This window comes from Plantactinospora sp. CNZ320, from assembly GCF_002846275.1.
In genome coordinates this window covers 6,207,535-6,230,250 of record NZ_PJMP01000001.1, presented here as the reverse complement: position 1 = coordinate 6,230,250, position 22,716 = coordinate 6,207,535, and the positions used below count along the sequence as shown (strand labels likewise).

Annotated in this window: 17 protein-coding genes, 2 tRNA genes and 3 pseudogenes; 6 read left to right on the top strand and 16 right to left on the bottom strand. The window is 71.1% G+C overall.

Going from position 1 to position 22,716, the window contains the following annotated elements:
- Positions 1–86: 86 nt before the first annotated feature.
- Complete coding sequence (locus tag CLT71_RS27965) at positions 87–917, bottom strand: phosphoribosylaminoimidazolesuccinocarboxamide synthase (RefSeq protein WP_101369737.1); 831 nt, start codon at positions 915–917, stop codon at positions 87–89.
- A gap of 247 nt (positions 918–1,164) precedes the next feature.
- Here CLT71_RS27965 and CLT71_RS27960 point away from each other — a divergent pair, with 247 nt between their 5' ends.
- Entirely contained in the window at positions 1,165–2,505 is a 1,341-nt protein-coding gene (locus CLT71_RS27960; protein WP_486483487.1) for an ABC transporter substrate-binding protein, read from the top strand.
- 117 nt (positions 2,506–2,622) lie between these two features.
- On the opposite strand, the gene CLT71_RS27955 is transcribed toward CLT71_RS27960, so the two are convergent.
- The 8 genes from CLT71_RS27955 to CLT71_RS27920 form a co-directional block, all read right to left on the bottom strand.
- On the bottom strand, positions 2,623–2,874 hold the full coding sequence (locus CLT71_RS27955; RefSeq protein WP_101369736.1) for a hypothetical protein: 252 nt from the start codon (positions 2,872–2,874) through the stop codon (positions 2,623–2,625).
- 73 nt (positions 2,875–2,947) lie between these two features.
- Positions 2,948–3,433 (bottom strand): anthrone oxygenase family protein, encoded by a 486-nt coding sequence (locus CLT71_RS27950; RefSeq protein ID WP_486483486.1) that lies wholly within the window; start codon positions 3,431–3,433, stop codon positions 2,948–2,950.
- 221 nt (positions 3,434–3,654) lie between these two features.
- Complete coding sequence (locus CLT71_RS27945; RefSeq protein ID WP_101369735.1) at positions 3,655–4,848, bottom strand: FAD-dependent oxidoreductase; 1,194 nt, start codon at positions 4,846–4,848, stop codon at positions 3,655–3,657.
- 84 nt (positions 4,849–4,932) lie between these two features.
- Positions 4,933–5,940: an RNA polymerase sigma factor SigJ gene (sigJ, locus tag CLT71_RS27940; protein ID WP_101371848.1), complete on the bottom strand. Its 1,008-nt coding sequence runs from the start codon at positions 5,938–5,940 to the stop codon at positions 4,933–4,935.
- 137 nt (positions 5,941–6,077) lie between these two features.
- Positions 6,078–6,154 (bottom strand) — tRNA-Met (locus tag CLT71_RS27935).
- Between the two features lie 203 nt (positions 6,155–6,357).
- Positions 6,358–6,431, bottom strand: a tRNA-Met gene (locus CLT71_RS27930).
- A gap of 105 nt (positions 6,432–6,536) precedes the next feature.
- The gene (locus CLT71_RS27925) at positions 6,537–9,569 is read right to left on the bottom strand and encodes a UPF0182 family protein (RefSeq protein ID WP_199187743.1); all 3,033 of its coding nucleotides are present in this window, start codon (positions 9,567–9,569) and stop codon (positions 6,537–6,539) included.
- A 98-nt stretch (positions 9,570–9,667) separates the two neighbouring features.
- Positions 9,668–10,684 (bottom strand): PDZ domain-containing protein, encoded by a 1,017-nt coding sequence (locus CLT71_RS27920; protein WP_101369733.1) that lies wholly within the window; start codon positions 10,682–10,684, stop codon positions 9,668–9,670.
- A gap of 182 nt (positions 10,685–10,866) precedes the next feature.
- On the opposite strand from CLT71_RS27920, the gene CLT71_RS27915 reads away from it, so the two are divergent.
- Positions 10,867–12,072, top strand: coding sequence for a zinc-dependent metalloprotease (locus CLT71_RS27915; protein ID WP_486483729.1), 1,206 nt, complete (start codon positions 10,867–10,869; stop codon positions 12,070–12,072).
- Positions 12,073–12,270: 198 nt separating this feature from the next.
- Here CLT71_RS27915 and CLT71_RS27910 read toward each other — a convergent pair whose 3' ends face one another.
- Complete coding sequence (locus CLT71_RS27910) at positions 12,271–12,870, bottom strand: glycosyltransferase family protein (protein ID WP_101369731.1); 600 nt, start codon at positions 12,868–12,870, stop codon at positions 12,271–12,273.
- A gap of 84 nt (positions 12,871–12,954) precedes the next feature.
- Complete coding sequence (locus CLT71_RS27905) at positions 12,955–13,485, bottom strand: M48 metallopeptidase family protein (RefSeq protein WP_101369730.1); 531 nt, start codon at positions 13,483–13,485, stop codon at positions 12,955–12,957.
- 515 nt (positions 13,486–14,000) lie between these two features.
- Between CLT71_RS27905 and CLT71_RS37555 the strand changes: the two genes are divergently transcribed.
- The 3 genes and pseudogenes from CLT71_RS37555 to CLT71_RS27895 all read left to right on the top strand — a co-directional run bounded on the left by CLT71_RS37555 (position 14,001) and on the right by CLT71_RS27895 (position 17,045).
- Positions 14,001–14,168: a DUF5679 domain-containing protein gene (locus CLT71_RS37555; RefSeq protein ID WP_165436864.1), complete on the top strand. Its 168-nt coding sequence runs from the start codon at positions 14,001–14,003 to the stop codon at positions 14,166–14,168.
- Between the two features lie 225 nt (positions 14,169–14,393).
- A pseudogene (locus CLT71_RS27900) lies at positions 14,394–15,440 on the top strand (PqqD family protein); the annotation flags it as partial.
- A 219-nt stretch (positions 15,441–15,659) separates the two neighbouring features.
- Positions 15,660–17,045 (top strand): ABC1 kinase family protein, encoded by a 1,386-nt coding sequence (locus CLT71_RS27895; RefSeq protein WP_101369729.1) that lies wholly within the window; start codon positions 15,660–15,662, stop codon positions 17,043–17,045.
- Between the two features lie 115 nt (positions 17,046–17,160).
- On the opposite strand, the gene CLT71_RS27890 is transcribed toward CLT71_RS27895, so the two are convergent.
- The 4 genes and pseudogenes from CLT71_RS27890 to CLT71_RS38250 all read right to left on the bottom strand — a co-directional run.
- The gene (locus tag CLT71_RS27890) at positions 17,161–17,418 is read right to left on the bottom strand and encodes a hypothetical protein (protein ID WP_486483485.1); all 258 of its coding nucleotides are present in this window, start codon (positions 17,416–17,418) and stop codon (positions 17,161–17,163) included.
- A gap of 1 nt (position 17,419) precedes the next feature.
- Positions 17,420–17,785, bottom strand: a complete 366-nt coding sequence (locus CLT71_RS27885) for a WhiB family transcriptional regulator (RefSeq protein ID WP_101369728.1) — start codon at positions 17,783–17,785, stop codon at positions 17,420–17,422.
- A gap of 570 nt (positions 17,786–18,355) precedes the next feature.
- Positions 18,356–19,111 (bottom strand): annotated as a pseudogene (locus CLT71_RS38255) (HRDC domain-containing protein); the annotation flags it as partial.
- A gap of 108 nt (positions 19,112–19,219) precedes the next feature.
- Positions 19,220–20,629 (bottom strand): annotated as a pseudogene (locus CLT71_RS38250) (ATP-dependent helicase); the annotation flags it as partial.
- Between the two features lie 140 nt (positions 20,630–20,769).
- On the opposite strand from CLT71_RS38250, the gene CLT71_RS27870 reads away from it, so the two are divergent.
- On the top strand, positions 20,770–21,015 hold the full coding sequence (locus CLT71_RS27870) for a mycoredoxin (protein WP_101371845.1): 246 nt from the start codon (positions 20,770–20,772) through the stop codon (positions 21,013–21,015).
- Positions 21,016–21,074: 59 nt separating this feature from the next.
- Here the strand turns inward: CLT71_RS27870 and CLT71_RS27865 are convergent, their stop codons facing one another.
- On the bottom strand, positions 21,075–22,385 hold the full coding sequence (locus tag CLT71_RS27865) for an MFS transporter (RefSeq protein WP_101369726.1): 1,311 nt from the start codon (positions 22,383–22,385) through the stop codon (positions 21,075–21,077).
- Between the last annotated feature and the right edge of the window lie 331 nt (positions 22,386–22,716).

Here is a 22,716-nt window from a genome sequence, read left to right as displayed (position 1 = left end):
GGCCCTGGGGCCGACCCGGGGGCCGGACCCAGTGGCCCGACCCGGGGGCCGGACCGCGGTATGCCACCGTCGTGCCGGAGTTGCCGCTACCAGCGGCGGCCGGTGAGCCGCTCGTACACCTCGACGTAGCGGGCCCGGGCGGCCTCGACGACCTCCGGCGGCATCTCCGGGGCCGGCCCGGTCTTGTCCCAGCCGGTGCCGACAGCCCAGTCCCGGACGAACTGCTTGCTCAGGGAGAGCTGCTCACGACCCGGCTGGTAGGAGTCGGCCGGCCAGAACCGGGACGAGTCGGAGGTCAGCACCTCGTCGCCGAGCGTCATCGTGCCGTCCGCCGCCCAGCCGAGTTCGAGTTTGGTGTCGGCGACCAGGATGCCCCGGTCGGCCGCCAACTCGGCGCCGCGCCGGTAGACGGCGAGGGTGATCTCGCGGAGCCGCTCGGCGGTCTCCGGCCCGACCTTGGCCACGACGTCGTCGAAGGTGATCGCCTCGTCGTGCTCGCCCTGCGGTGCCTTGGTGGTCGGGGTGAAGATCGGTTCGGGCAGGATCGACGCCTCCACCAGCCCGGGTGGCAGCGGTACGCCGCAGACGGCGCCGGTCCGCTCGTACTCCTTGATGCCGGAACCGGTCAGGTAGCCCCGCGCGATGCACTCGACCGGGATCATCTCCAGCCGGCGGACCCGGATCGCCCGCCCGGCCCACTCCGTCGGCACGTCGGTGGCCGAGATGACGTGGTTCGGCACCAGGTCGGCGAGTTGGTCGAACCACCAGAGCGACAGCGCGGTGAGCAGTTTGCCCTTGTCCGGGATCGGGGTGGGCAGCGCCACGTCGTAGACCGACACCCGGTCGGAGGCGACCAGGATCAGGTCGTCGCCGTCGGCGTAGACGTCCCTGACCTTGCCCGAATGCAGCAGTTCCACGTGCCCAAGTACATCACGGTCGCCGGGCCGGACCCGGTGCGGCCCGCACCGGCCGGATCGCCGCCGGTTCGCCGCCGGGGCATCGCCGGACCGCCGTCGGGTCGCCCGTCGAGCGGCGACATCCGGTCCGTTCCGGGTGGAGGTTGGGCGGATCCTGCCCGTACGGGCGTTGACACCCGCCGAGGCCGGCTGTGTAAATGATCCGGTTGCCGTCACAGCTGACCCGGTGTCGTCGTCAGGAGTTGTCGTGCCTCTTCCCCTCCCCTCCCTGTCAGGCAGACCGTCGCCGTCGAGCAGACCGTCGCCCGGCCGACTCGGCCGGCGCCTCGGTGCCGCGCTGCTCGTCGTCGCCGTCGCGCTCGCCTCCGGGTGCACCGCCGAGGAGGCCGCGCCAAAGGACGACAAGGTCGAACTCTCCGTCTTCTGGTGGGGCGGCGAACGCCGGGCCGAGATGACCAAGCAGGCGTTGGACATCTACACCAAGCGCTATCCGGACGTCACCTTCAGGTTCACCCACCAGGGCAACGCCGGCTACTTCGACCGGCTCTCCATCGAGGCCGCGGCCGGCAACGCGCCGGACATCTTCCAGATCGACGACAACTACCTGACCGAGTACGCCCAGCGGGAGATCCTGCTGGACCTGACCGACTACGTCCGGACCGACGTGCTGGACCTGCGCAAGATGCCCGCCGGCCTGGCACAGTCCAGCCAGGTGACCGGCCGGACGGTAGCCGCCGCGGCGGCCGAGAACACCCCCGGCCTGATCTACAACAAGAGCCTGCTCGACCGGTACGACCTGCCCGAACCACAGATCGGGATGTCCTACCCGGAGTACCTGGAGTGGGCCGAGCGGATCACCGAGCGCACCGACGGCAAGATCTTCGGCACCATGGACCCGTCCGCCGACTACAAGGCGCTCTGGATCTGGCTGCGCTCGCAGGACAAGGAGCTCTATCAGGGCCGGCAGGTGGGCTTCACCGAGAACGACCTGACCCGCTGGTTCGAGTTGTGGGCGGACGCCCGGAAGCGCGGGGCGGCCCCGCCGCCCGAGGTGACCCAGCTCGCCAACGGCGGTGACGTGACGAAGCAACTGGTGGCCACCGGGCAGGCCGCGACCTCGTTCGTCTGGTCCAACCAGCTACCCGAGTTGCAGAAGGCCACCAAGGACAGGCTCGGCGTGGTCAGCTATCCCGGCGACCCGGCCGCGCACTGGGCCAGGGCGTCGCTCTACTGGGCCGCCTTCCGGGGTACCCGCCATCCGGACACCGTCGTGCACGTCATCGACTTCCTGGTCAACGACACGGTGGCCGGCGAGATCCTCGGTACCGAGCGAGGGTTGAGCGCCAACCTGGACGTACGGCGGGCCGTGGAGGCCTCGCTGACCGACGAGAGCATGAAGCAGTCGGTGGCCTTCGAGACCACGATGACGGAAAAGTTCGGACCGGCGCCGGTACCGCCGCCGAAGGGACACGCCACGGTCAAGCAACTGCTGGTCCAAGCGGCGGAGAACGTCCAGTTCGGCAGGGCTTCCCCGCGTACGGCCGCGGCGGCCTTCATCAGCCAGGCAAACGCCGCACTGACAAGCTGACGAGCCGCCAGGCTCGCTGACGAGCCGATGAGCTGAACCGCCGGGCAGGAGTCCCGTCCGCCGTTCTCCCCTCGGCGGACGGGCGACTGCCTGCCGGGCGGGGTCACCCCGGGTTGGTCAGCGCTTGCCCCCCGACCGGCGGTTACGCATCAGCAGGACCAGTACGGCGACGATCCCGCCGACCACGATCAGGCAGCAGACCAGTCCCCAGATCCCGAAGCTGCCCCGGGCGCGGCGTCCCCGGGCCGCCTCCAGCACCAGCTCGCCGGGTCCGCTCGACGCCCAGGCGACGGCCGGTACGAACACTGTCAACGCCGCCGTACCGAGCACTGCGGTCAGGCGGACCCACCAGTTCCGGATAATCTCCATGGCTACATCCTCGGGGCTATCCGCAAGTCCCGCCGGCAACGCGGCCGATCACCCTGTCGGCACCCGCCCAGGGTCAGCCGCCGTACCTGGCGAGCGCGACGAGCAGGCACCCGAACGCGGCACAGTTGAGTACGACGCGGACCAGGTTCGACGCCCGCCACCTCGCCTCACCGAAGTCCCGGCGTACCCCGGCGAGGTCGGCGAGGCGGTCCGGGTCGCCGGCCGCCTTGATCGCGTCGTTGCGCGGCACGTTCACCGCCACGGTGATCACGATCACCACCAGGTTCAGCACGAACGCCGCGACGGTCCACGGCAACCCGTCGTGCCGCTCGGCCGGCAGGTGCAGGACGGCGGCGACACCGCTGAGGATCAGCATCCCGAAGAAGCAGGCCATGAACCACGGGTTGATGATCGCCCGGTCGATCGCCTGGAAGGCGCCCACGAAGGTACGGTCGTCGGTCCGGGCCAGCCCCGGCATGATCGTGTGTGCGTACAGGACGAAGACGCCGGCCACCAGTCCGGTGGTCAACGCGGCAGCGCCCAGAACGGCCCCGGTCACCAATCGTCCGCCTTCCGTCAGGTCCACGCCCGGCAAGATCCGGCAGTGGCAGTATCACCGAACCGCCCGGGCTGCCAAAACCGCCGACAGGACACGGTCCGGCCCTCCAGACGATCTCTGGAGGGCCGGTGAGACGCACCCTCCGAGCCACGGCGACTCAGCGAGTGGCGGTGACTCAGCGGGCAGCGGTGGATCAGCGAGCCGCAGCGAGCCGGAGCGGCTCAGCGGGCGGCGGCCGGGACTGGCTCGGCCACGACGGGCGCGGTGATCCGGCGGCGGCGCGACGGCAGCATCACCGTCGGGTGGGCGATGCTCCAGGCGGCGCTCGCACAGACGAACTCCTTGTACCGAGCGGCCGACCTGCCGGTGAGCGCGGAAGGCTTGGCCTGGTCGTCGGGGGTCACGAACTGGATGATCCCGTCGCGGCGGCCGAGGCTGACACACTGCTGGACGTAGCGGATTGTGTTGTCCGGCATCCTGCGGCCGGTGAGCCGTGCCGCGATCGCGTCGGCGGCCTTCCAGGCCATCGGAATCCCGGATGCGCAGGACATCCGCAGCGGCCTGTCGCCCGCTCCCGCCGCGAGCCCGGCGTCGCCGACGGCGTACACCTCGGGGTGTGAGACCGAGCGCATGGTGTCGTCGACGACGATCTGCCCGGTGTCGGCGACCGTCAGGGTGGTGGCGGCGGCGATCGGGTGGGTGGCGAAGCCCGTCGACCAGACGGTCACCTGGGCCGGGATCCGCTCGGCGGTACCGGTAACCACGGTCGTCTCGTCGACCCGAACGACATCGGTGTGCTCGTGGACGGTCACGCCGAACCGGTCGAAGACTTCGCGCAGGTGCTGCCGGGCCTTGTCGCCCATCCAGTCGCCGAGGCCGCCACGGGCGGCGATGGCGACGTCGAGGTCCGGCCGGGCCTCGGCGATCTCGGCGGCCGCCTCGATCCCGGTGAGGCCGCCGCCGACGACGAGTACTGTCGCACCCGCGGCAAGCTCGTGCAGCCGCTCGCGCAGCCGCAGCGCACCCTGCCGGGTGGCGACGTGCTGGGCGTGCTCGGCGACACCGGGCACCCCGTGCTCGGCGACGGTGCTGCCGAGGGCGTAGACGAGGGTGTCGTACCCGATCTCGTCGGCGCCGTGCTGGTCCACCAGGTCTACGGTCCGGCAGTCGACGTCGACGGCGGTGACCCGGGCCGGTCGAAGCCGGACCCCCGTGCCCGCGAAGATGTCGCGCAGCGGGCGGGGCGGCAGTTCCTGCCCGACCGCGAGCTGGTGCAGCCGGACCCGCTCGACGAAATCAGGGTCGGCGTTGACCAGGGTGATCTCGATGTCGTCGGAGTGGAGACGACGGGCGAGGCGCCCGGCGGCGTGGGCTCCGGCGTAACCGGCCCCGAGAACGACGATGCGGTGCTTCATGGTTCCGCTCCTGTCTGGTGTGGCCTGCTCGCCTCCTGAACCGGACAGCGGCGCGAGACCTGACAGGATTCGCTGTTACCTGGGTCACCGGCCGAGGTCGGACGGCTCCGCGCCGTCGGGCTGCTCCGCGCCGCCGAACGGCTCCGCACCGTCGGGCTGCTCCGCGCCGCCGGACGCGTTCCATTGCCGCGCCACGCGTTCCAGCTTGTCGGGGTTGGCCTGCACGTGGATGGCGGCCACCCCCTCGGGAGTCACGTGCAGCGACATGACGCCGACCACCCGGTCGCCGACCGTGGCCAGCACGGCGGGGCCGTCGTTGACGACGGTGGCATGCAGGGTCCAACTGCCGCCGAGCAGGGCCTCGAAGGTGGCCCGTTGCGCCTCGGCCGGCGCGAAGACGCCACGCAGGAAGCGCGCGATGCTGAGCGCACCGACGATCGGGGTGCTGCGGGCCGGGACCCGGCCGCCGCCGTCGGAGATGTTGACCGCGTCGTCGGTCAGCAGCCTGACCAGCGACTCGGTGTCGCCGCTGACAGCCGCGGCGAGGAACTCCTCGGCGATCTTCTTCGCGGCGGAGGCGTCGATCTCGATCCGGACCCGGTCGGAACCGACGTGCTGCCTGGCCCGCCGGTAGATCTGCTGGCAGTTCGCCTCGGTGAGGTCGAGGATCCGGGCGATCTCGCCGTGCGGGTAGCCGAATGCCTCGCGCAGCACGTAGACGACGCGCTCGTTGGGCGACAGCCGCTCCATGAGGGTGAGCATCGCGATCGAGACCAGTTCGCGCTGTTCGGCGGTCTCGGCCGGGCCGAGCATCCGGTCTCCGGCCAGGAGCGGCTCCGGCAGCCAGTTTCCCACGTACCGCTCGCGCCTGGCCCGCGCCGAGGTGAGCTGGTTGAGGCAGACGTTCGTGAGTACCTTCGTCAGCCACGCCTCGGGCGTCTCGATGTGCTCCCGGTCGGCCGCCTGCCAGCGCAGAAACGTGTCCTGAACCGCGTCCTCGGCGTCGGTCGCCGAGCCCAGCAGGCGGTACGCGATCGCCTCCAGGCGGCCCCTGGAGCCCTCGAAGAGTTCGACCTCGTGCGCGCTGAGCATCGCCACCAGTTAAGCACGCCGGCCCGAGGCCGCAGCGCCTGGCGAGTCTTGCCGCCGGCCGCCATCAGATTGCTCGGACCGGTCCGCGGGTGAACTGGAAACGGCCCCTCGGAGAGAATCCGAGGGGCCGTTTTCGTTGGTAGCGGGGACAGGATTTGAACCTGCGACCTCTGGGTTATGAGCCCAGCGAGCTACCGAGCTGCTCCACCCCGCGTCGCCGGATGAACCCTAGCCCAACTGCGCCCGGAGTCCAACTCCAATTGGAAACACCGGCAGTGCGAGGTACGCCCGTCAGCACCGGAAACGCCGGTGGGGCAAGGAACGCCGACAGCAGGGGCATTGGTGGTACGAGGAATGCCGGAAAAGCAGGAACCCGGTTCCAGGATCGGGAACCGGGTTCAACTGATGGTGCTGTAGTAGCGGGGACAGGATTTGAACCTGCGACCTCTGGGTTATGAGCCCAGCGAGCTACCGAGCTGCTCCACCCCGCGTCGGCTCGTTAACCCTAGCGCACACCGCCCACGCCCCGCAAAACAGGGCCGGAACTGCCCGGCGACGACCGTGTCGCCATCGCCGGGCAGCCACGTACTGCCTGGTCAGCCGCTCGGCGAGGCCGGCGGACTGGGTGTACCGCCACTAGCCGCCGGCGAGCTGGCCGGGGCCGGGGAACCACCCGGATCCGGTGCCCGGTTACCACTCGCCCGCTGGGCGTTCTGGAACTCGGTCATCGCCTCGTCCAGCGCCTTGAGCGCCCGGCCGTACCGCTCGAAGTCACCGGCGGTCTGCGCCGCCTTGACCTCTGCGATCGCGGCCTGCACCTTGCTGGCGGCGGCGGCCAGCTCCGGAGTGAGCTGCGGGTTGGCGTCCGCCGGTGGTGTCGTGGGCGCGGGCGTCGGGTTGGTGCCGCCGTCGGTTGGTGGCGGTGGCGGCGTCGGTGTGGTCGGGGCGGCCTTCTTGCCCTGCTCGACGAGCTGTTTGATGCCCTCTTCGAGGCTGTTGGCCAACACGACGTACTGACCGCCGTCGCCGTACGAGATCAGCACCCGTTGCAGCAGCGGATAGGCGTTCGTCTGGTTGCTCTTCACGTAGACCGGCTCGACATAGAGCATGCCGTCGCCGAAGGGCAGCGAGAGCAGGTTGCCGTACTGCACCTGGGCCTGGTTCGAGGTGAGCAGGTTGAGTTCCTGCCGGATGTTGGCGTTGTTCGTCATCTTCTGGTGCACCTGGACCGGCCCGGAGACCGCCGTCTGGTCGGGCAGTTCCAGCACCTCCAACCGGGGCTGGCCGTTCAGGTACGACCCGCTGATCAGCGCGGCGAGGTTCTGCCGGCCGGCCGGGGTGACCGCCGAGGTGAGCTGGAAGCGTGGCGCGTCCTGCCCCGGCAGCTGGGTGTAGAGGTAGTACGGCGGCTGCCGGTCACCGGAGTCCGGCGCGTCCGGCGCGTTCGGCACCTCCCAGAAGTCCTGCCCGGAGAAGAACTCCGACGGATCGGTGACGTGGAACTTCGCCAGCAGGTTGCGCTGCACCTTGAACAGGTCGGCCGGGTAGCGGAAGTGTGCCGCCAGGCCGGCCGGGATCTCCGACTTCGGCTTCACCAGGTTGCCGCCGAACGCCTTGTTCCAGGCCTTCAGCACCGGGTCGGTCTCGTCGAACTGGTAGAGCTCGACCGTCCCGTCGTACGCGTCGACGGTCGCCTTCACCGAGTTCCGGATGTAGTTGACGTTCTCCCGGGCGAGTTCGAAGGTGCCCAGCCCGGTCAGCTCGTCGGCCGTCTCCTGCTGGAGGTTCACCTGCTCGGCGTACGGGTAGGTGGCCGCCGTGGTGTAGCCGTCGACGATCCACTGGATCCGCCCGTCAACCACCGCCGGGTACGGGTCGCCGTCCAGGGTGAGGAACGGCGCCACCTTCTCCACCCGGTCGCGCGGGTTACGCACGTAGAGCAGCTTGGAGGCGTCGTTGATCGCGCCGGAGAGCACGAAGTTCGGCTCCTGCTCCTTGATCGAGTAGAGCAGCCGGCGGCCGAACGAGCCGATCTCGACCCCGCCCGAGCCGGTGTAGGTGTAGTACTGCTCGCCACCGTCCCGGCCGGTGGGCCGGTCGAACTCGACCGGGTTGTTCCCCTCGGTCTGCCCGACGATCGCGTAGTCACTGCCGTCCATCTGCTCGCCGTAGTAGATCCGCGGCTGGCTGGCCGGGATCGTCTCGGTCGACGACGAGCACGCCTCCTCGGTCCGCTCGCCGAGGAAACCGGAGACGAAGTACGGCTGCCCGCCGCAGACCACCTGGTTGGCGGGCGCGCCGACCAGCCCGTACCCGTGGGTGAAGACGGTGTGCCGGTTGATCCAGTTGCTCTGCTGGTCGGTCAGCTCCAGATAGTTGATCTCCCGCATCCCGACGACGTAGTCCTGGGTCTCGCCGTTGACCTGGTAGCGGTCGATGTCGAGCTTCGGGCCGAAGTCGTAGAAGCCCCGCACCTGCTGGAGCTGGGTGTAGGTCTCGGAGACCAGTTGCGGGTCCAGCAGCCGGATGTTCGGCACCACCGAGGTGTCGGTGGCAAGCGACTCCGGCGGCCTGAGGTTCGCCGCGTTGTACGGCGCCATCACCGTGCCGGCGAGCCCGAACGAGTCCCGGGTGGCGGTGATGCTCCGCTCGATGTAGGCGGCTTCCTTGTCCTTGACGCTCGGCTTGACCTCGAAGGTCTGCACCGCCCACGGGTAGATGCCGCCGATCGCCACCGCCGAGATGCCGAGCAGGGCGAGCGAGATGCCGGGCCAGACCAGGTTCCGCATGACGGCGTTGGAGAAGATGATGATCGCCAACGCGACCACCACCGAGATGTACGCCAGGATCTCCTTGGCCGGCAGCAGCGCGTTGATGTCGGCGTAGCCGGCGCCGTACAGGTCGACGCCCTCGTTGAACTCCAGCAGCATCGCCCGCCGGTCGAGCACGTACGCCAACGCCTTGAGCAGCACGAAGACCGCGACAAGCGTGGTCAGGTGGGCCCGGGCGGCGCTGGTCATCCGGTCACCGACGCCCTGGAGCCGGACGCCGCCGAAGATGTAGTGCATCGCCAGCGAGCCGATCACCGCGAGCACCACGGCGGTGAAGCCGACGCCGAGCAGATAACGCAGGAACGGGAACTGGAATACGTAGAACCCAATATCGATCTTGAATTCCGGGTCCTGGATACCGAAGGTCTGCGAGTTGCGGAACAGCATCCACTGACCCCAGCGGGTCTGCGCGGAGAGGCCGGCGAAGAGCCCGACGACCACCCCGATCGCGACCAGCCAGGAGCCGATCCGGGGCGCCAGCACCGAACGGTAGCGCTCCAGGGTCACCTGCTCCGGCGAGTTGGGCCGGAGCACCGGCCGCAGCCGGTAGGCCAGCCACATGTTGCCGCCGACCACCAGCGCCATCGCCAGGCCGATCACCGCGAAGAGCACGATCCGGGTGACAAGCACCCCGCTGAAGACCCGGGTGTAGTCGACCTCGTCGAACCAGAGCCAGTCCGTCCACGCCTGGACGCCCCAGCCCAGCAGGGTGAGGAGCAGAAACACCCCTAGGAGTACGCCGACCGTGACGCGACCGCGTCGACTCATTCTTGGTAGGGGGCTGCTACGCATGACCACTGTTGGCTCCGCACCTTGGGGAATGACCGGCTCTGATCAGAGCACCTAGACTACGGGGTGTTCCTGAGTCCGACCGGTCCCCCTCGGGCAGCGGGGGTTCAGCACCTCGGCGGTTCGCCTCCGGCCCGGATCGTGTCCAGTGCGCTCAGCGCCTCGTCGAGGGTCCCGACCCGGGCCATCGGCAGCCCCGATTGGGCGTTTCGGACGGCCTCCTCGCAGTTTCCGGCCGGTACCAGGAAATACTTCGCGCCCGCGTTCTTCGCGCCGACCAGTTTCTGTGGGATGCCGCCGATCGGGCCGACCTCGCCCAGGTCGTTGATCGTGCCGGTACCAGCGATGATCTTTCCGCCGGTCAGGTCCTCGCTCCGGATCTTGTCGATGATGCCGAGCGCGAACATCAGTCCGGCACTGGGCCCACCGATGTCGCCGAGGTCGATCTTCAGTTCGAACGGGTGCGGCTGCCGCTGCTCGATCTCCACCCCGATCCGGGGCGGATTGTTGCCGGTGGTCGCGCTGACGATGGTCGCGGTGGCCGCTTTGCCGTCCCGGGTGTAGCCGATCTTCAGCTGGGAGCCGGCCGGCCGCGCCCGGATCAGGTCGGTGAGGCTGCTCGCCACCACCACCGGCTTGTCGTCGACCGAGGTGAAGACGTCGCCGACCTTGAGGATCCCCTCCGACGGGCCACCCGCGGTGACGCTCTTGACCACCACCTGCACCGGGTAGCCGAGTTCGCGCAGCGCCGCGGTCTCGGCACTGGTCTGCGAGGCGGCGAAGTCCTCCGCGTTGCGCTCCTCCACCTGCTGCTGGGTCTGACCCGGCGGGTAGATCAACTCGTACGGCACCACCGCCTCGTCCGAGGAGAACCAGCCGGCGATCGCGGAGAGCAGCTTGACGTCGGGCTGTACGCCGACCGTGGTCAGTCGGAGTTGCCCGGCCGAGGTCGAGGTCTCCCCGCCGGACACCTGGATCACCTCTTTGTCGTTCTGCCGGCCCAGCGTGTCCACCGTCGGCCCGGGGCCGAGCACGACGTACGGGATCGGAGCGGCGAGTACGCCGATGCTGAGCAGGGCGGTGAGCACCGCGCCGAGCAGAACAGTGACACCGCGACGTCTCATGGCCGCCTAGCCTACCCAGCCGGCACCTCCGGACCGGCCCGAGAACCCGAGGTTCGCCCTCGGCGTGACACCTGGGCGGGCGGCACACCCGTCCGCGCGCGTACCGTGGACGCGTGCCTGATATTCCGTTCGGCTTCGCCCTGCCGGGTGGCCAGCCGCCCGACCCCAACGACCCGCAGCAGATGCAGCAGTTCATGGCGCAGCTGCAGCAGCTGCTCGCCGCGCCGGGCAGCGGCCCGGTCAACTGGGACCTGGCCCGCCAGGTCGCGGCCAGCCAGCTCTCCTCGGCCGGCGACCCGGCCGTGACGCCGTACGAGCGCAACGCCGTGGAGGAGGCGCTCCGGCTGGCCGACCTGTGGCTGGACCCGACCTCGGCACACCCCTCCGGGATCCGCACCTCCGTGGCGTGGAACCGGAACGAGTGGATCTACAAGACGCTTGACGTCTGGAAGAAGCTCTGCGACCCGGTGGCCGGTCGGATGGTCGCCGCGATGGGCGACCTGGTGCCGCCGGAGGCCCGGGCGCAGCTCGGCCCGATGCAGTCGATGCTGACCACGCTGGGCGGGGCGCTCTTCGGCGGCCAGCTCGGCCAGGCGCTCGGCTCGCTCGCCGCCGAGGTGCTCTCGGCCGGCGACATCGGCCTGCCACTCGGCCCGGCCGGCACCGCCGCGCTGCTGCCATCGAACATCCGGGCGTACGGCGAGGGCCTCGAACTCCCCGAGGACGAGGTACGTCTCTACGTCGCCCTGCGCGAGGCCGCCCACCAGCGGCTCTTCCAGCACGTACCGTGGCTGCGCGGACACGTCCTGACCACCGTCGAGATGTACGCCACCGGCATCACTGTGAACCGGGAGGCGATCGAGGAGGCGATGGGCCGGCTCGACCCGATGAACCCGGAGTCGATGCAGGCACTCTCGGTCGAGGGGATCTTCACTCCGGAGGACACCCCGGCACAGAAGGCCTCGCTGGCCCGGCTGGAGACCGCACTTGCCCTGGTCGAGGGCTGGGTGTGCCACGTGGTCGACACCGCCGCCGCCGAGCGGCTGCCGAACGTGAACCGGCTCGCCGAGGCGTTCCGCCGGCGCCGGGCCGCCGGTGGACCGGCCGAGCAGACCTTCGCGGCGCTGGTCGGGCTGGAGCTGCGCCCCCGCCGGCTGCGCGAGGCCGCCGCACTCTGGGCGGCGCTCACCGAGCACCGGGGCATCGCCGGCCGGGACGCGCTCTGGGGGCACCCGGACCTGCTCCCGGCCGAGGAGGACTTCGCCGACCCGGACGCGTTCGCCCGGTCCCAACTGGACCTCGGCGACCTGGCGGACTTCGACTTCGGCAAGCCCGAATCCGAGGACGACTCCGGCGAGCCGGGCTCGGAGCGGCGCGACCCGGAGTGACCCGACGCCCCCGGGCGGGCGCGGATGCAGCGGGCGCTGCCGGCGCGAATGCGGGTGCGGGTGCAGCGGGCGTTGCCTGCGCGAATGCGGGCGCTGCCGGCGGGAATGCGGGTGCGGCGGGCGCGGGCGGTGCCGGCGTGGCTGGTGCGGGTGAGAGTCCTGCGGATCGCCGTCCCGCGGGAGTCGGCTGACGTACTGTCAGCCGCCGAGCAGTACCCGGGTGGTGTCCCAGCCCTCGACCGCCGGGTCGAGGGTGGCGAGGTCGGCCGGGCCGCGGAGTCGACGCCAGCCCGGGGTCACCGCCACCTCGGCCGGTCGCGGCGCGGCGCGGCGCACCAGCCCCGCTTCGGCGGTGTCCAGGTCGAGTTCCGGCAGCCAGTCCGGGGCGGGTAGCCGGGTCGCCAGGCCGAGCAGCCCGGCACCGGGGTTCGTCGCGGGGGCGACCGCGACGGATCGGCTGGTCAGCGGGCGGAGCAGCTTGCCGAGGATCAGGCCGGGCAGGTCGGGGGCGTCGGCGACGATCACGGCCGCCTGGTCGTAGCCGTCCCGGGTCGCGGCGTCGAGCGCGGCTCCGACCCGGTGGGTCGGCAGATCGTAGACCGGCATGCCGGGCCAGGCGACCGCGTCGGCCAGCGGGCGGTCGGCGGCGGTGGCGGCGATCGCCGGTTCCACCTGGGCCAGGGTGGCGACCAGGTCGACGACGTCCTCGGCCAGCGCCGCCCGCCAGCGGGCCGGGTCGGTCTCCGGTGGCGTCCAGGCGACGGGTCCGAGCATCACCACGATCACACGGCGGGTCACCCACCGACCTTACCGACGGTCCGGCCCCGGGCAGCCGGCCGGCCGCACCGCCCGTCCGGGGCTTCGAACGTCTCGGGTACGGGCTCAGTCCGGCAGGACGATCCCGGCGGTCGCGGCGACGCCCTCCAGGTAGCCCCGGGCCCGTTCCGTCTTCGGATAGCGGCCGACCAGTTCCCAGAACCGTGCGTTGTGACTGGGCACGACGAGGTGGGCCAGCTCGTGCAGCAGCACGTAGTCGATCACCCACTCGGGCATCTCCTGGATCCGGTGCGAAATCCGGATCGTCCGGTCGGCCGGGGTGCAGGAGCCCCACCGGCCGTTCTGGTTCGTCACCCACCGGACGCTGGCCGGCACCGCCGCCCTGCCGTGCTCGCTCAGGTAGCGGTCGATCAACCGGCGGGACCGGAGCAGCAGTTCCTCGTCGGAACGCCCGAGCCGCTCCTCCCGGGCGGCGAGCCGGGCGAGCATCCGATCCACCCACTCGCTCTCCTCGGCCCGGGAGAACTGGTCGGGGATGAGCACGACGACGCGCTCGCCGTCGCGGTAGGCGGACACCGTCCGGCGCCGGCGCTGACTGCGCCGTACCTCGACGACCGGCTTCCGCAACCCCGCCATTAGCGGTCCGCGCAGCCCCGGGTTTCGTTCACGATGGAAAACTAATGCGTACTGGCCAGGTCACCGCAAGAGTCAACCCATAGATTGCCGCCGGAAAAATACCGGTTAGCGGTGCGGCGTCCGGAAAAAATTCATTGCGGTGATCGTCCGCGCCCCCTTGATCGGGCCCGCTCGGCCCTCGCGGCGCCATACGGGACGAGCGCCGCAGGCAACGGTAAACGATCATCCGCCGACCTCGCCAGGCCCCCCTGATCAGCGATCTGACGTGGTTCATCCGGCGTGTCCCTGCGAAACTGACTTATCCGACCTATTCCGGCATGCACACTCTGGTCGTCGGCTTCCTCACAGTGTCGACAGATTGCTGACATGGAACTGCCCAGACCTGGGTAGGGTCCGCGAACCGGCGGTCACATCGGTGACCGCGGAGAAACCCCAGCGCTGGCGCCTACGTGGCCGCCCGCCGCCGGGCGCACGTCAGGCTCGCGAGAGCCGACGGCTGAGACGAGGAGGACACCGTGGCCGAGAAGGCCCAGACCTACAACGGTTACTGCGTGAAGTGCAAGGAGAAGCGTGACTTCGAGGGCAACGTCGAGGTTTCCAAGACGGGCATGAACATGGCCAAGGGCAAGTGTCCGGTCTGTGGCACCACCGTCAACCGGATCCTCGGCAAGGCCAAGGTCTGATCACCGAGAAGCACGCGGAACTGCGGGAAGGGGTGGCCGAGCGCCACCCCTTCCCGCTTTCGCTGTCGCGCTGCGGACACCTGGCGTGATGTCCGCGCCGCGACAAAAGTTACCGTTCGGTTGTGGATAACACCCCAGTTCCTGTGGATAGAGCAGTGCACAGCCCTCAGTCGCTGTGGACAACCGCTGCCGGCCCGCACCTGGGCGGTGACAGCGTGTCGCTTCATGACCCGAACCGTGCTGCCCCGCCCCACCCTGCTGCCCGGACTCGCCCGACTCTGGCGTGACCGGCACACCCTGCAACTCGGCCTCGACCCCCGGCGCGCCGTCCTGCTCGAGGTCGCCAACCCCTCCGCCGCCCGGCTGCTCGACCTGCTGGACGGCAGTCGCAGCGAGCGGGCCGTCCTCGAACACGCGGAGACGATCAACGTGTCCCGGGACGACGCCCGTACCCTGATCGACACCCTGCGCGCCGCCGGCCTGGTGGTCGCCGCGCACACCCTGCTCCCCACCGACCTGCCCGAGCCGGCCCGGCAGCGACTCTCCGCCGAGGCGGCGGCGCTCGCCCTGCACGGCCGGGACTCGCCCGGCACCCCGGCCCAACTGCTCCGGCGACGCGCCGCCGCCCGGGTCGTGGTGAGCGGCCAGGGCCGGCTCGCCGCCCCGGTGGCGGTGACCCTGGCCCAGGCCGGCGTCGGCCAGGTCCACCCCGACCTGCGCGGGCGGGTCGGGCCGGCGGACATCATCGGCGGCGCGCTGCCGGCCACCGACGTACGCCGGCCCAGCGCCGCCGCCGTGGTGGACGCGATCGCCCGGTCCGCGCCCGGCACCACCACCCGGGCCGTCCGGCGCGGCGCTGCCGACCTGGTGGTCCAGGTCGGCGCCGACCGCCCCGCCGAACTACTCGCGGCCGGTTACGCCCAGCAGCGGCAGGCGCACCTGCTGTTGACCATGCGCGACGGCGTACCCGTGGTCGGCCCCCTCGTCCGGGCGGCCGGATCGCCCTGCCTCAACTGCGTCGACCTGCACCGTCGGGACCGTGACCCGGGCTGGCCCGGCCTCGCCGCCCAGTTGGCCGGCGGTGACGGCCAGGAACCCTGCCTCACCTCGACCCTGATCACGGCGGTCGGGTACGCGGTCGGCGAGGTCCTCACCTTCCTCGACGGCGGTACGCCGGAGACGGTGGGCGGGGCGGTCGAGGTGACCGTGGGACGGCTGCGCCGCCGCACCTGGGCACCGCACCCGGCGTGTGGCTGCACCAGACGACGCCGCAGTACGCCGACCCGGCGGAACCGCCCGAGCGGGCCGGAAGCGGAGCCCGCCACCCGGACCGGACCAGCACGACGGTCCGCCCAGCCGGGCACGACCGGGGACGGCAGGCCGGTTTCCGACGGCCGGAGCAGGTCCCGGCGGGTCGCCAGCGGCCCGGACGTGGCCTGAGCCACCCGATGACGGCGGACCGGATCCCGTCGAGTCGGTAACAATGATCTGGTGACCGACATCCCGCGCCGCGCCGTCTCCCGGACCGCCAAGCTCGCCGCACTGCCGCTCGGCTTCGCTGGCCGGACGGTGCTCGGCATGGGCAAGCGGGTCACCGGCCTCGCCTCCGAGGTGATCTCCAACGAGATTCAGCAACGCACCGCCGAGCAGCTCTTCAGCGTGTTGGGCCAGCTCAAGGGCGGTGCGATGAAGTTCGGGCAGGCTCTGTCGGTCTTCGAGGCGGCCCTGCCCGAGGAGGTCGCGGCGCCGTACCGGCAGGCGCTGACCAAGCTCCAGGAGTCGGCTCCACCGCTGCCGGCGGCGAGCGTGCACAAGGTGCTCGCCGAGCAGCTCGGGCCGGACTGGCGGTCGCTGTTCGTGGAGTTCGACGACAAGCCGGCCGCCGCGGCCAGCATCGGCCAGGTGCACCGGGCGATCTGGAAGGTCGACAACGGCAGCACCCCGGCCGTCCGGCGGCGCGGTGCGAAGGCGGCGGCCAAGACGGGTACCCCGGCCGGGCGCCCGGTCGCGGTCAAGGTGCAGTACCCGGGTGCCGGACCGGCGCTCCTCTCCGACCTGAAGCAACTCTCCCGGCTCGGTGGCATGTTCCGGGCGATCCAGCCGGGTCTGGACATCAAACCGCTCCTCAACGAACTGCGGGAACGGATCAGCGAGGAGCTGGACTACGAACTCGAGGCGGAGTCGCAGCGGGTCTTCGCCGCCGCGTACGCCGATGATCCGGAGATCTTCGTGCCGGGTGTGGTCGCCGCCTCGCCCCGGGTACTGGTCACGGACTGGGTCGAGGGCACCCCGATGGCGGCGATCATCGACTCCGGATCCGAGAGCGAGCGGGACCAGGCCGGCCGGCTGATGGCCACCCTGCACTTCTCCGCCCCGATGCGCGCCGGGCTGCTGCACGCCGACCCGCACCCCGGCAACTTCCGGCTGCTGCCGGACGGGCGACTCGGCGTGATCGACTTCGGCGCGGTGGCCCGGCTCCCCGGTGGGCACCCGGAGCCGATCGGCCGGCTGGTCCGGCTGGCCCTGGCCGGTGACGCCGAGGCGGTGGTGGCCGGGCTGCGCGAGGAGGGGTTCATCCCGGCCGACACCTCGATCGACGCCCAGGCGGTACTCGACTTCCTGATGCCGATCCTGCAACCGCTCTCGGTCGAGGAGTTCCGGTTCACCCGGGCGTGGCTGCGGGTCGAGGCGGCTCGGCTGGCCAACCCGCGCTCCCCGGCGTACCAGCTCTCGCGGCAGCTCAACCTGCCGCCGTCGTACCTGCTGATCCATCGGGTGACCCTCGGCTCGATCGGGGTGCTCTGCCAGTTGGAGGCGAAGGCGCCCTACCGGGGCATCGTGGAGCGCTGGCTGCCCGGATTCGCCCCGGTGGCCTGAGCCACCACCCGTACGACACGGCGCCGGGCCGGCCCCGGCGGGATTCCTCCCGCCGCGACCGGCCCGGCTGTTTCGGTGTCAGGTTGGGTACGTTCCGACGGCCTCGGCCGACGGTTCAGAAGCTGCCCAGCTCGCGGGCGGCCCGGCGACGGGCCTCCAGCGCGATGGCTCGGGCGGATCGGGTTGCCTCAGTGCTCGTGGTGCTGCGACCGGCCTGAGGCAGGCGCATTCGAGCCCGTGACAACGCTTCGTGGATGAGATGCATCTTGGTGGCTCCGTCTCGGATGGGCATGGCGGTGATGGTTTTCGACACCGCGGCCATCGCGGTGTTCGGCGCCGATACCAGACCGGCGTTCGTACGGATCGGGTTCATGTCAGGCCGCCAACCGGACCGCACTGCGCGACTCGGCAAGACCACTGGCCGCCAGTCGCGCCTGGGCCTCGACCCGCAGCGCCGCGTCCCGGGCGACGTCCTCCTTGCGCGGGCGGCCACGGGGCCGCTTGCGCGGAACGACCGCGCCACGCTCGAAGATCTCGCCGCCCCAGACGCCCCACGGCTCTTCCCGCTCCACCGCACCGGCGAGGCACTCGACGCGCAGCGGGCAGTCCCCGCAGAGCGACTTGGCCAGCTCCAGCTCGGCAGGCGAGTCTGCGAACCACAGGTCGGGGTCGAACTTCCGGCAGGGCAGGTTCGCCTCCAGCTCGACGTTCGCGTCGAGGGGGGCCAACGCCAGACTCATCGCCCGGTCACCTCTCTCTCGTTTCGATCTCGTAGATCGCTGTTCCGACTTACTTGGCAGTGCGGAAAATGACTAAGGCCGCGGATCCCGGTGTACGGGGTCCGCGGCCTCGAGGTGAGCCGGCTGGTCTGTGTTAGACCGGTCTCCCTCGAGGTGGAACCCCGCTGACATCCATCCGCTTGACGCCGACGCTGATGCCATTGCCCGTGAATCCATTGGTCCCCTGGCGCTGCGCGGACGCGGGTGCCTGAGCCAGCTCGGCCTGGGTCAGGACCTGGTGCGCCTGCGAGTGCTGGAGGAGATCAGTGATCAGCATGAAGCCGACCTCTGACACCGGAGCTTGGGCAGCAGGCAGCGCCCACGGTCGCTGGGTGACATAGGTCGTCCCCATTGGGGCCACCTCCTGACTCTCACTCGTCGCCAACATCGGACTCATCCCCCTCTTGAACAGCCTGAAAGCCGCCGCTCGCGAGGTGTGCCATGAGGCTATTCCTCCTCCCGGCACGAGGGCAAACGAATTACGGCGAGAGTTCGGAACTTTCTTCCGACAGTCGCCGACGGCCCCTCGGCTCAGCCCGGCGCCGGCTCCGTCGGCTCCTCCGTCAGCAGCACGTCCTGCACGCCGACGCCGCTGATCAGGGCGAGCACCGCGTCGCCGTACAGGGCGACCTTGCGGGGGCCGATCCCCGCGATGGCCAGCAGCTCCGCCGGCCGGCCGGGGCGGCGTTCGGCGAGCGCGACCAGGGTGGCGTCGGTGAAGACGACGTACGCGGGGACCTTCTGCGCCCCGGCGACCCGGGCCCGCCAGTCGCGCAGCCGGTCGAGCAGTTCCTCGTCCAGGTCGGACGGACAACCTGCACAGCGGCCGAGTTTGCGGTCCGCACCGGCCAGCAGGGTCGCCCCGCAGACCCGGCAGGAGACGACCTGGGTACGCCGACGTTCGGGTTTCCGGCTGCCGCCGGTCACCTCGGCGGTACGCCCACCGCCGGAACGGTCGAACTGGGGCAGGAACCGGCACGGCCGACGGGCCCGGCCACCTGGCGAGCGCGCCGAGGCGTACGACAGCCAGAGCCACTGGCGGGCCCGGGTCACCCCGACGTAGAGCAGTCGACGCTCCTCCTCCACCTGCTCTGCCGTCTTCGCGTAGCTGGTCGGCAGCGTGCCGTCGGAGAGCCCGACCAGGAACACCGCGTCCCACTCGAGCCCCTTCGCCGAGTGCAGGGAGGCCAGCGTCACACCCTCGACCGTCGGCACGTGCTGCGCGGCGGCCCGCCGGCCCAGCTCGGCACAGAAGTCCACGAGCGTCACCGGCCGCTCCACCGCTGCGATCCAGTCGCTCGCGACTGCGGGGCTCGCAAGCTCACTCCTCGCGCTCGCAGCGATCCAGTCGCTCGCGACTGCGGGGCTCGCAAGCTCACTCCTCGCGCTCGCCGGCGCCTCGCCGATCGGCAGGAGCGCCGGGCTCGCCGCGTACTCCTCGGCGAGCTGGACCAGGGCGGCCAGCGCCTCCCAGCTCTCCCGGGCGCTGCCGCCGGGCGGGGGCCGGTCGGGTGTCCAGCCGACCGCCGCCAGCGCCTCCACCACGGCCGGGACCAGCGGCGTCTCCCCCGGCGTCGAGCGGGTCGCGGAGCGGAGCGCGACAAGCGCCTGCCGTACCTCGGGCCGCTCGAAGAAGCGCTCCGCGCCCTGGACCTGGTACGGCACCTCCGCCTCGGCGAGCGCTTTTTCGTACGCCTCGGACTGCGCGTTGGTCCGGAACAGTACGGCGATCTCCCGGGCCGGTGTGCCGGCGGCGATCAGGTCGCGGCAGCGCACCGCCACCGCGGCGGCCTCGGCCGGCTCGTCCGCGAAGATCCGCAGCTCCGGTTCGGCACCCGGCGGGCGCTGCCCGACCAGTTCCAGCCGCAGTCGCGCCTCGGCACCCCGGGCCTGCCGGATCACCGCGTTGGCCAGCCCGACCACCTGCGGGGTCGAGCGGTAGTCCCGGACCAGCCGGACCACCACCGCGTCCCGGCGCTGGCGGGGAAAATCGATCAGGTACGCCGAGGTGGCACCGGTGAACGAGTAGATCGTCTGGCTGGCGTCACCGACCACGGTCAGGTCGTCCCGGCCGCCGAGCCAGGCGTCGAGCAGGCGCTGCTGGAGCGGGTTGACGTCCTGGTACTCGTCGACCACGAAGTGCCGGTACTGCGCGCGGATCTGCTCGGCGACGTCCCTGTGCTCCTCGATCCCCCACACCGCCGCCCGGAGCATGTCCTCGAAGTCGATCACGCCGTTGGCTCGCTTGACCTTCTCGTATCCGGCGTAGACCTCGGCCACCTTCGCAGGGTCGTGCGGGGTCTCGCGCAGCGCCTTGGCCGCCGCGACGACGTACTCCCCCGGCTCGACCAGGGACGACTTGGCCCACTCGATCTCGCCGGCCAGGTCCCGCGCGGCGGCCCGGTCGGTGCGCAGCCCGGCCCGGGCGGCGGCCAGGGTGACCAGCCGCACCTTGCTGTCCAGCAGCTCGGGCATCTCCCGGCCGGCGAGCAGCCGGGAGGCGAAGTAGCGGAGCTGGCGCAGCGCGGCACCGTGGAACGTCCGGGCCTGCACCCCCGGCACGCCGAGCGCGCCGAGTCGGGCCCGCAACTCGGCGGCGGCCCGGGCGGTGAAGGTGACCGCGAGCACGTGCCGGGCGGCGACCTCGCCGGCCGTCACCCGGTACGCGATCCGGTGCGTGATCGCCCGGGTCTTGCCGGTGCCGGCGCCGGCCAGGATGCAGACCGGCCCGGCCGGAGCGGTCACCGCGGTGCGCTGTTCCGGGTCGAGTCCGGCCAGGATCCGTTCCACGTGCGAGTCAGCCACCACAGGTAGGAATCATGGCAGCCCTTCCTGACGTTGCACCGTTAGCCTGTGCGATCGGCAACCCGTCCGATCCGTCGCCCGCCCGGTCCGAACCGGTCGGGCCGGGCTGGGAACGACTGAGCACCGCGGAGGTCTCGACGATGTTGACGATGTATTCCACGTCCTGGTGCGGCTACTGCCACCGGCTGAAGTCACAACTCGACCGGGAGGGCATCGGGTACACCGTGGTCGACATCGAGCAGGACCTGGCCGCCGCCGAGTACGTGATGAGCGTCAACGGCGGCAACCAGACCGTGCCGACGGTGCGGTTCGACGACGGGTCGGCGCTTACCAACCCGTCGATCGTCGACGTCAAGAAGCACCTGGCCTCGATCGCCGGCAGCTGACCGGTCCGGCGGTGGGCCCGGCCCGGGTCCACCGCCGCTGCGCCGTCCGGGCTGATCGGTCAGCGGGGTCGGGATTTCGAGGCCGGTGACGCGTCAGCGGAACCGGCGACCGGCGGTACGTCGGGCAGGATCACCTCCGGCGCCGGTACGTTCGGCGGCACGTCTCCTCGGAGCGCCGTACCGGAGGCGGGTGGTGCGGAGAGTCCCCGCCCCGCCCAGAGGTACCCGGCCGCCACCGTCATCACCACCGCGATCACCACGAAGAGCAGCCGGTAGTCGACGAAGCCGACCAGCAGCGCGCCGGTGCCGATCGAGATCGCCTGCGGGCCGCTGATCAGCGCCTCGGAGGCGGCGGCGACCCGCCCGAGCAGCGGTCCCGGGGTGCGGCGCTGGATCAGCGTGTTCAGCCCCACGAAGGCGATCGGCAGGCCGAGGCCGAGCAGTACCAGCGCGACGAAGGCCAGCCAGATCGTCGGGTACGCCAGCAGCAGCGCGCCGGGCGCGAAGAGTGCCACCCCGACGGCGAGCGCCGCCAGCTCGCCGAACCGGCGTACCACGGCCGGGGAGGAGAGCCCGCCGAGCACCCCGCCGATGCCCTGCACCGTGACCAGTACCCCCACGAAGCCCGGCTCCCGGCCCAGCCCCTGGTCCACGTACGCGAAGATCAACGACTCGCTGAACCCCATCACCAGTACCGCCAGCGCGGCGCCGACCACCGCCCGGCGCAGTGCCGGTTCGCCCACCATGTGCCGCAGCCCGGCACCCACCTCGGTCACCCAGCGGAGCTGGGCCGGACCGGGCTCGCTCTCGGCGATCCGCAGCGCGGAGACCGCACAGGCGGCGGCGACGAAGCCGATCATGCCGACGGTCGGCAGGGTCCAGCCGCCGGCCCCGCTGTAGAGGGCCGCCCCGGCCAGCGGGCCGACCAGCCGCAGCCCCTGCTTGACGGTCTGCAACGCGCCGTTCGCCTGGGCCATCAACTCCTCGGGCACCATCTGTTTGATCAGGCCGTTAAGGGTCGCGCCGAGGGCGACGTAGGAGAGCCCGTACAGGGCACCCACGACGTAGATGATCCAGACGTCGGTACGGTCCCGGACCAGGAACAGCGGGGTGAGCAGTACCGCCGTGACCAGGTTCGCGGCGAGAAAGAACGGGCGGCGGCGGAACCGGTCGACCGCCCATCCGACGATCGGGGCCAGGGCCATCGGCGCGACCATGGCGAAGATGGTGGCGCCGGCCATGCCGTTCGAGCCGGTCAGGTCCTTCACCCAGACGGCGAGCGCCAACAGCATGATCGACTCTGCCGTCATGCTGAACACCAGACCGGCGAAGAGCAGCCGGAAGTCGGGGCGACGCAGGATGCTTCGCATGCGAGGGGGTCCCTTTCGAGGTGGCGGCGAGCCGCTCGGGGGACCGCGGACACTCTTGATCACCGCCGACGGGTGGGTCGCCGGCGCCGGGTCGCCCGCGGCGGCTGTTCGCCGTACTGGTTGGGCGGGTTCTCTGCTGGCGTACGGCGCTGGTCGTGGTTGTGAGAATTCGTCGCAGTCGATGGTGGCGGGGCGGCCGGTGGCGCTCGGAACTCGATCGGCTATCCGACGACAGGGGGGTGGAAGCGTCCCGGAAGCCCTCTCCATTTAGACACGCCGTTACCATTCGACGGCAGGCCGTGAAGCGCGAGCGGCATACTGGACCGCCGGG

Bases quoted from the DNA above. Each gene is read 5' to 3' on its own strand.
- CLT71_RS27955 (WP_101369736.1), bottom strand. From the start codon at position 2,874: ATGGAGATTATCCGGAACTGGTGGGTCCGCCTGACCGCAGTGCTCGGT.
- CLT71_RS27945 (WP_101369735.1), bottom strand. From the start codon at position 4,848: ATGAAGCACCGCATCGTCGTTCTCGGGGCCGGTTACGCCGGAGCCCAC.
- sigJ (WP_101371848.1), bottom strand. From the start codon at position 5,940: ATGCTCAGCGCGCACGAGGTCGAACTCTTCGAGGGCTCCAGGGGCCGC.
- CLT71_RS27920 (WP_101369733.1), bottom strand. From the start codon at position 10,684: ATGAGACGTCGCGGTGTCACTGTTCTGCTCGGCGCGGTGCTCACCGCC.
- CLT71_RS27915 (WP_486483729.1), top strand. From the start codon at position 10,867: ATGCAGCAGTTCATGGCGCAGCTGCAGCAGCTGCTCGCCGCGCCGGGC.
- CLT71_RS27905 (WP_101369730.1), bottom strand. From the start codon at position 13,485: ATGGCGGGGTTGCGGAAGCCGGTCGTCGAGGTACGGCGCAGTCAGCGC.
- CLT71_RS27890 (WP_486483485.1), bottom strand. From the start codon at position 17,418: ATGAACCCGATCCGTACGAACGCCGGTCTGGTATCGGCGCCGAACACC.
- CLT71_RS27885 (WP_101369728.1), bottom strand. From the start codon at position 17,785: ATGAGTCTGGCGTTGGCCCCCCTCGACGCGAACGTCGAGCTGGAGGCG.
- CLT71_RS27870 (WP_101371845.1), top strand. From the start codon at position 20,770: ATGTTGACGATGTATTCCACGTCCTGGTGCGGCTACTGCCACCGGCTG.
- CLT71_RS27865 (WP_101369726.1), bottom strand. From the start codon at position 22,385: ATGCGAAGCATCCTGCGTCGCCCCGACTTCCGGCTGCTCTTCGCCGGT.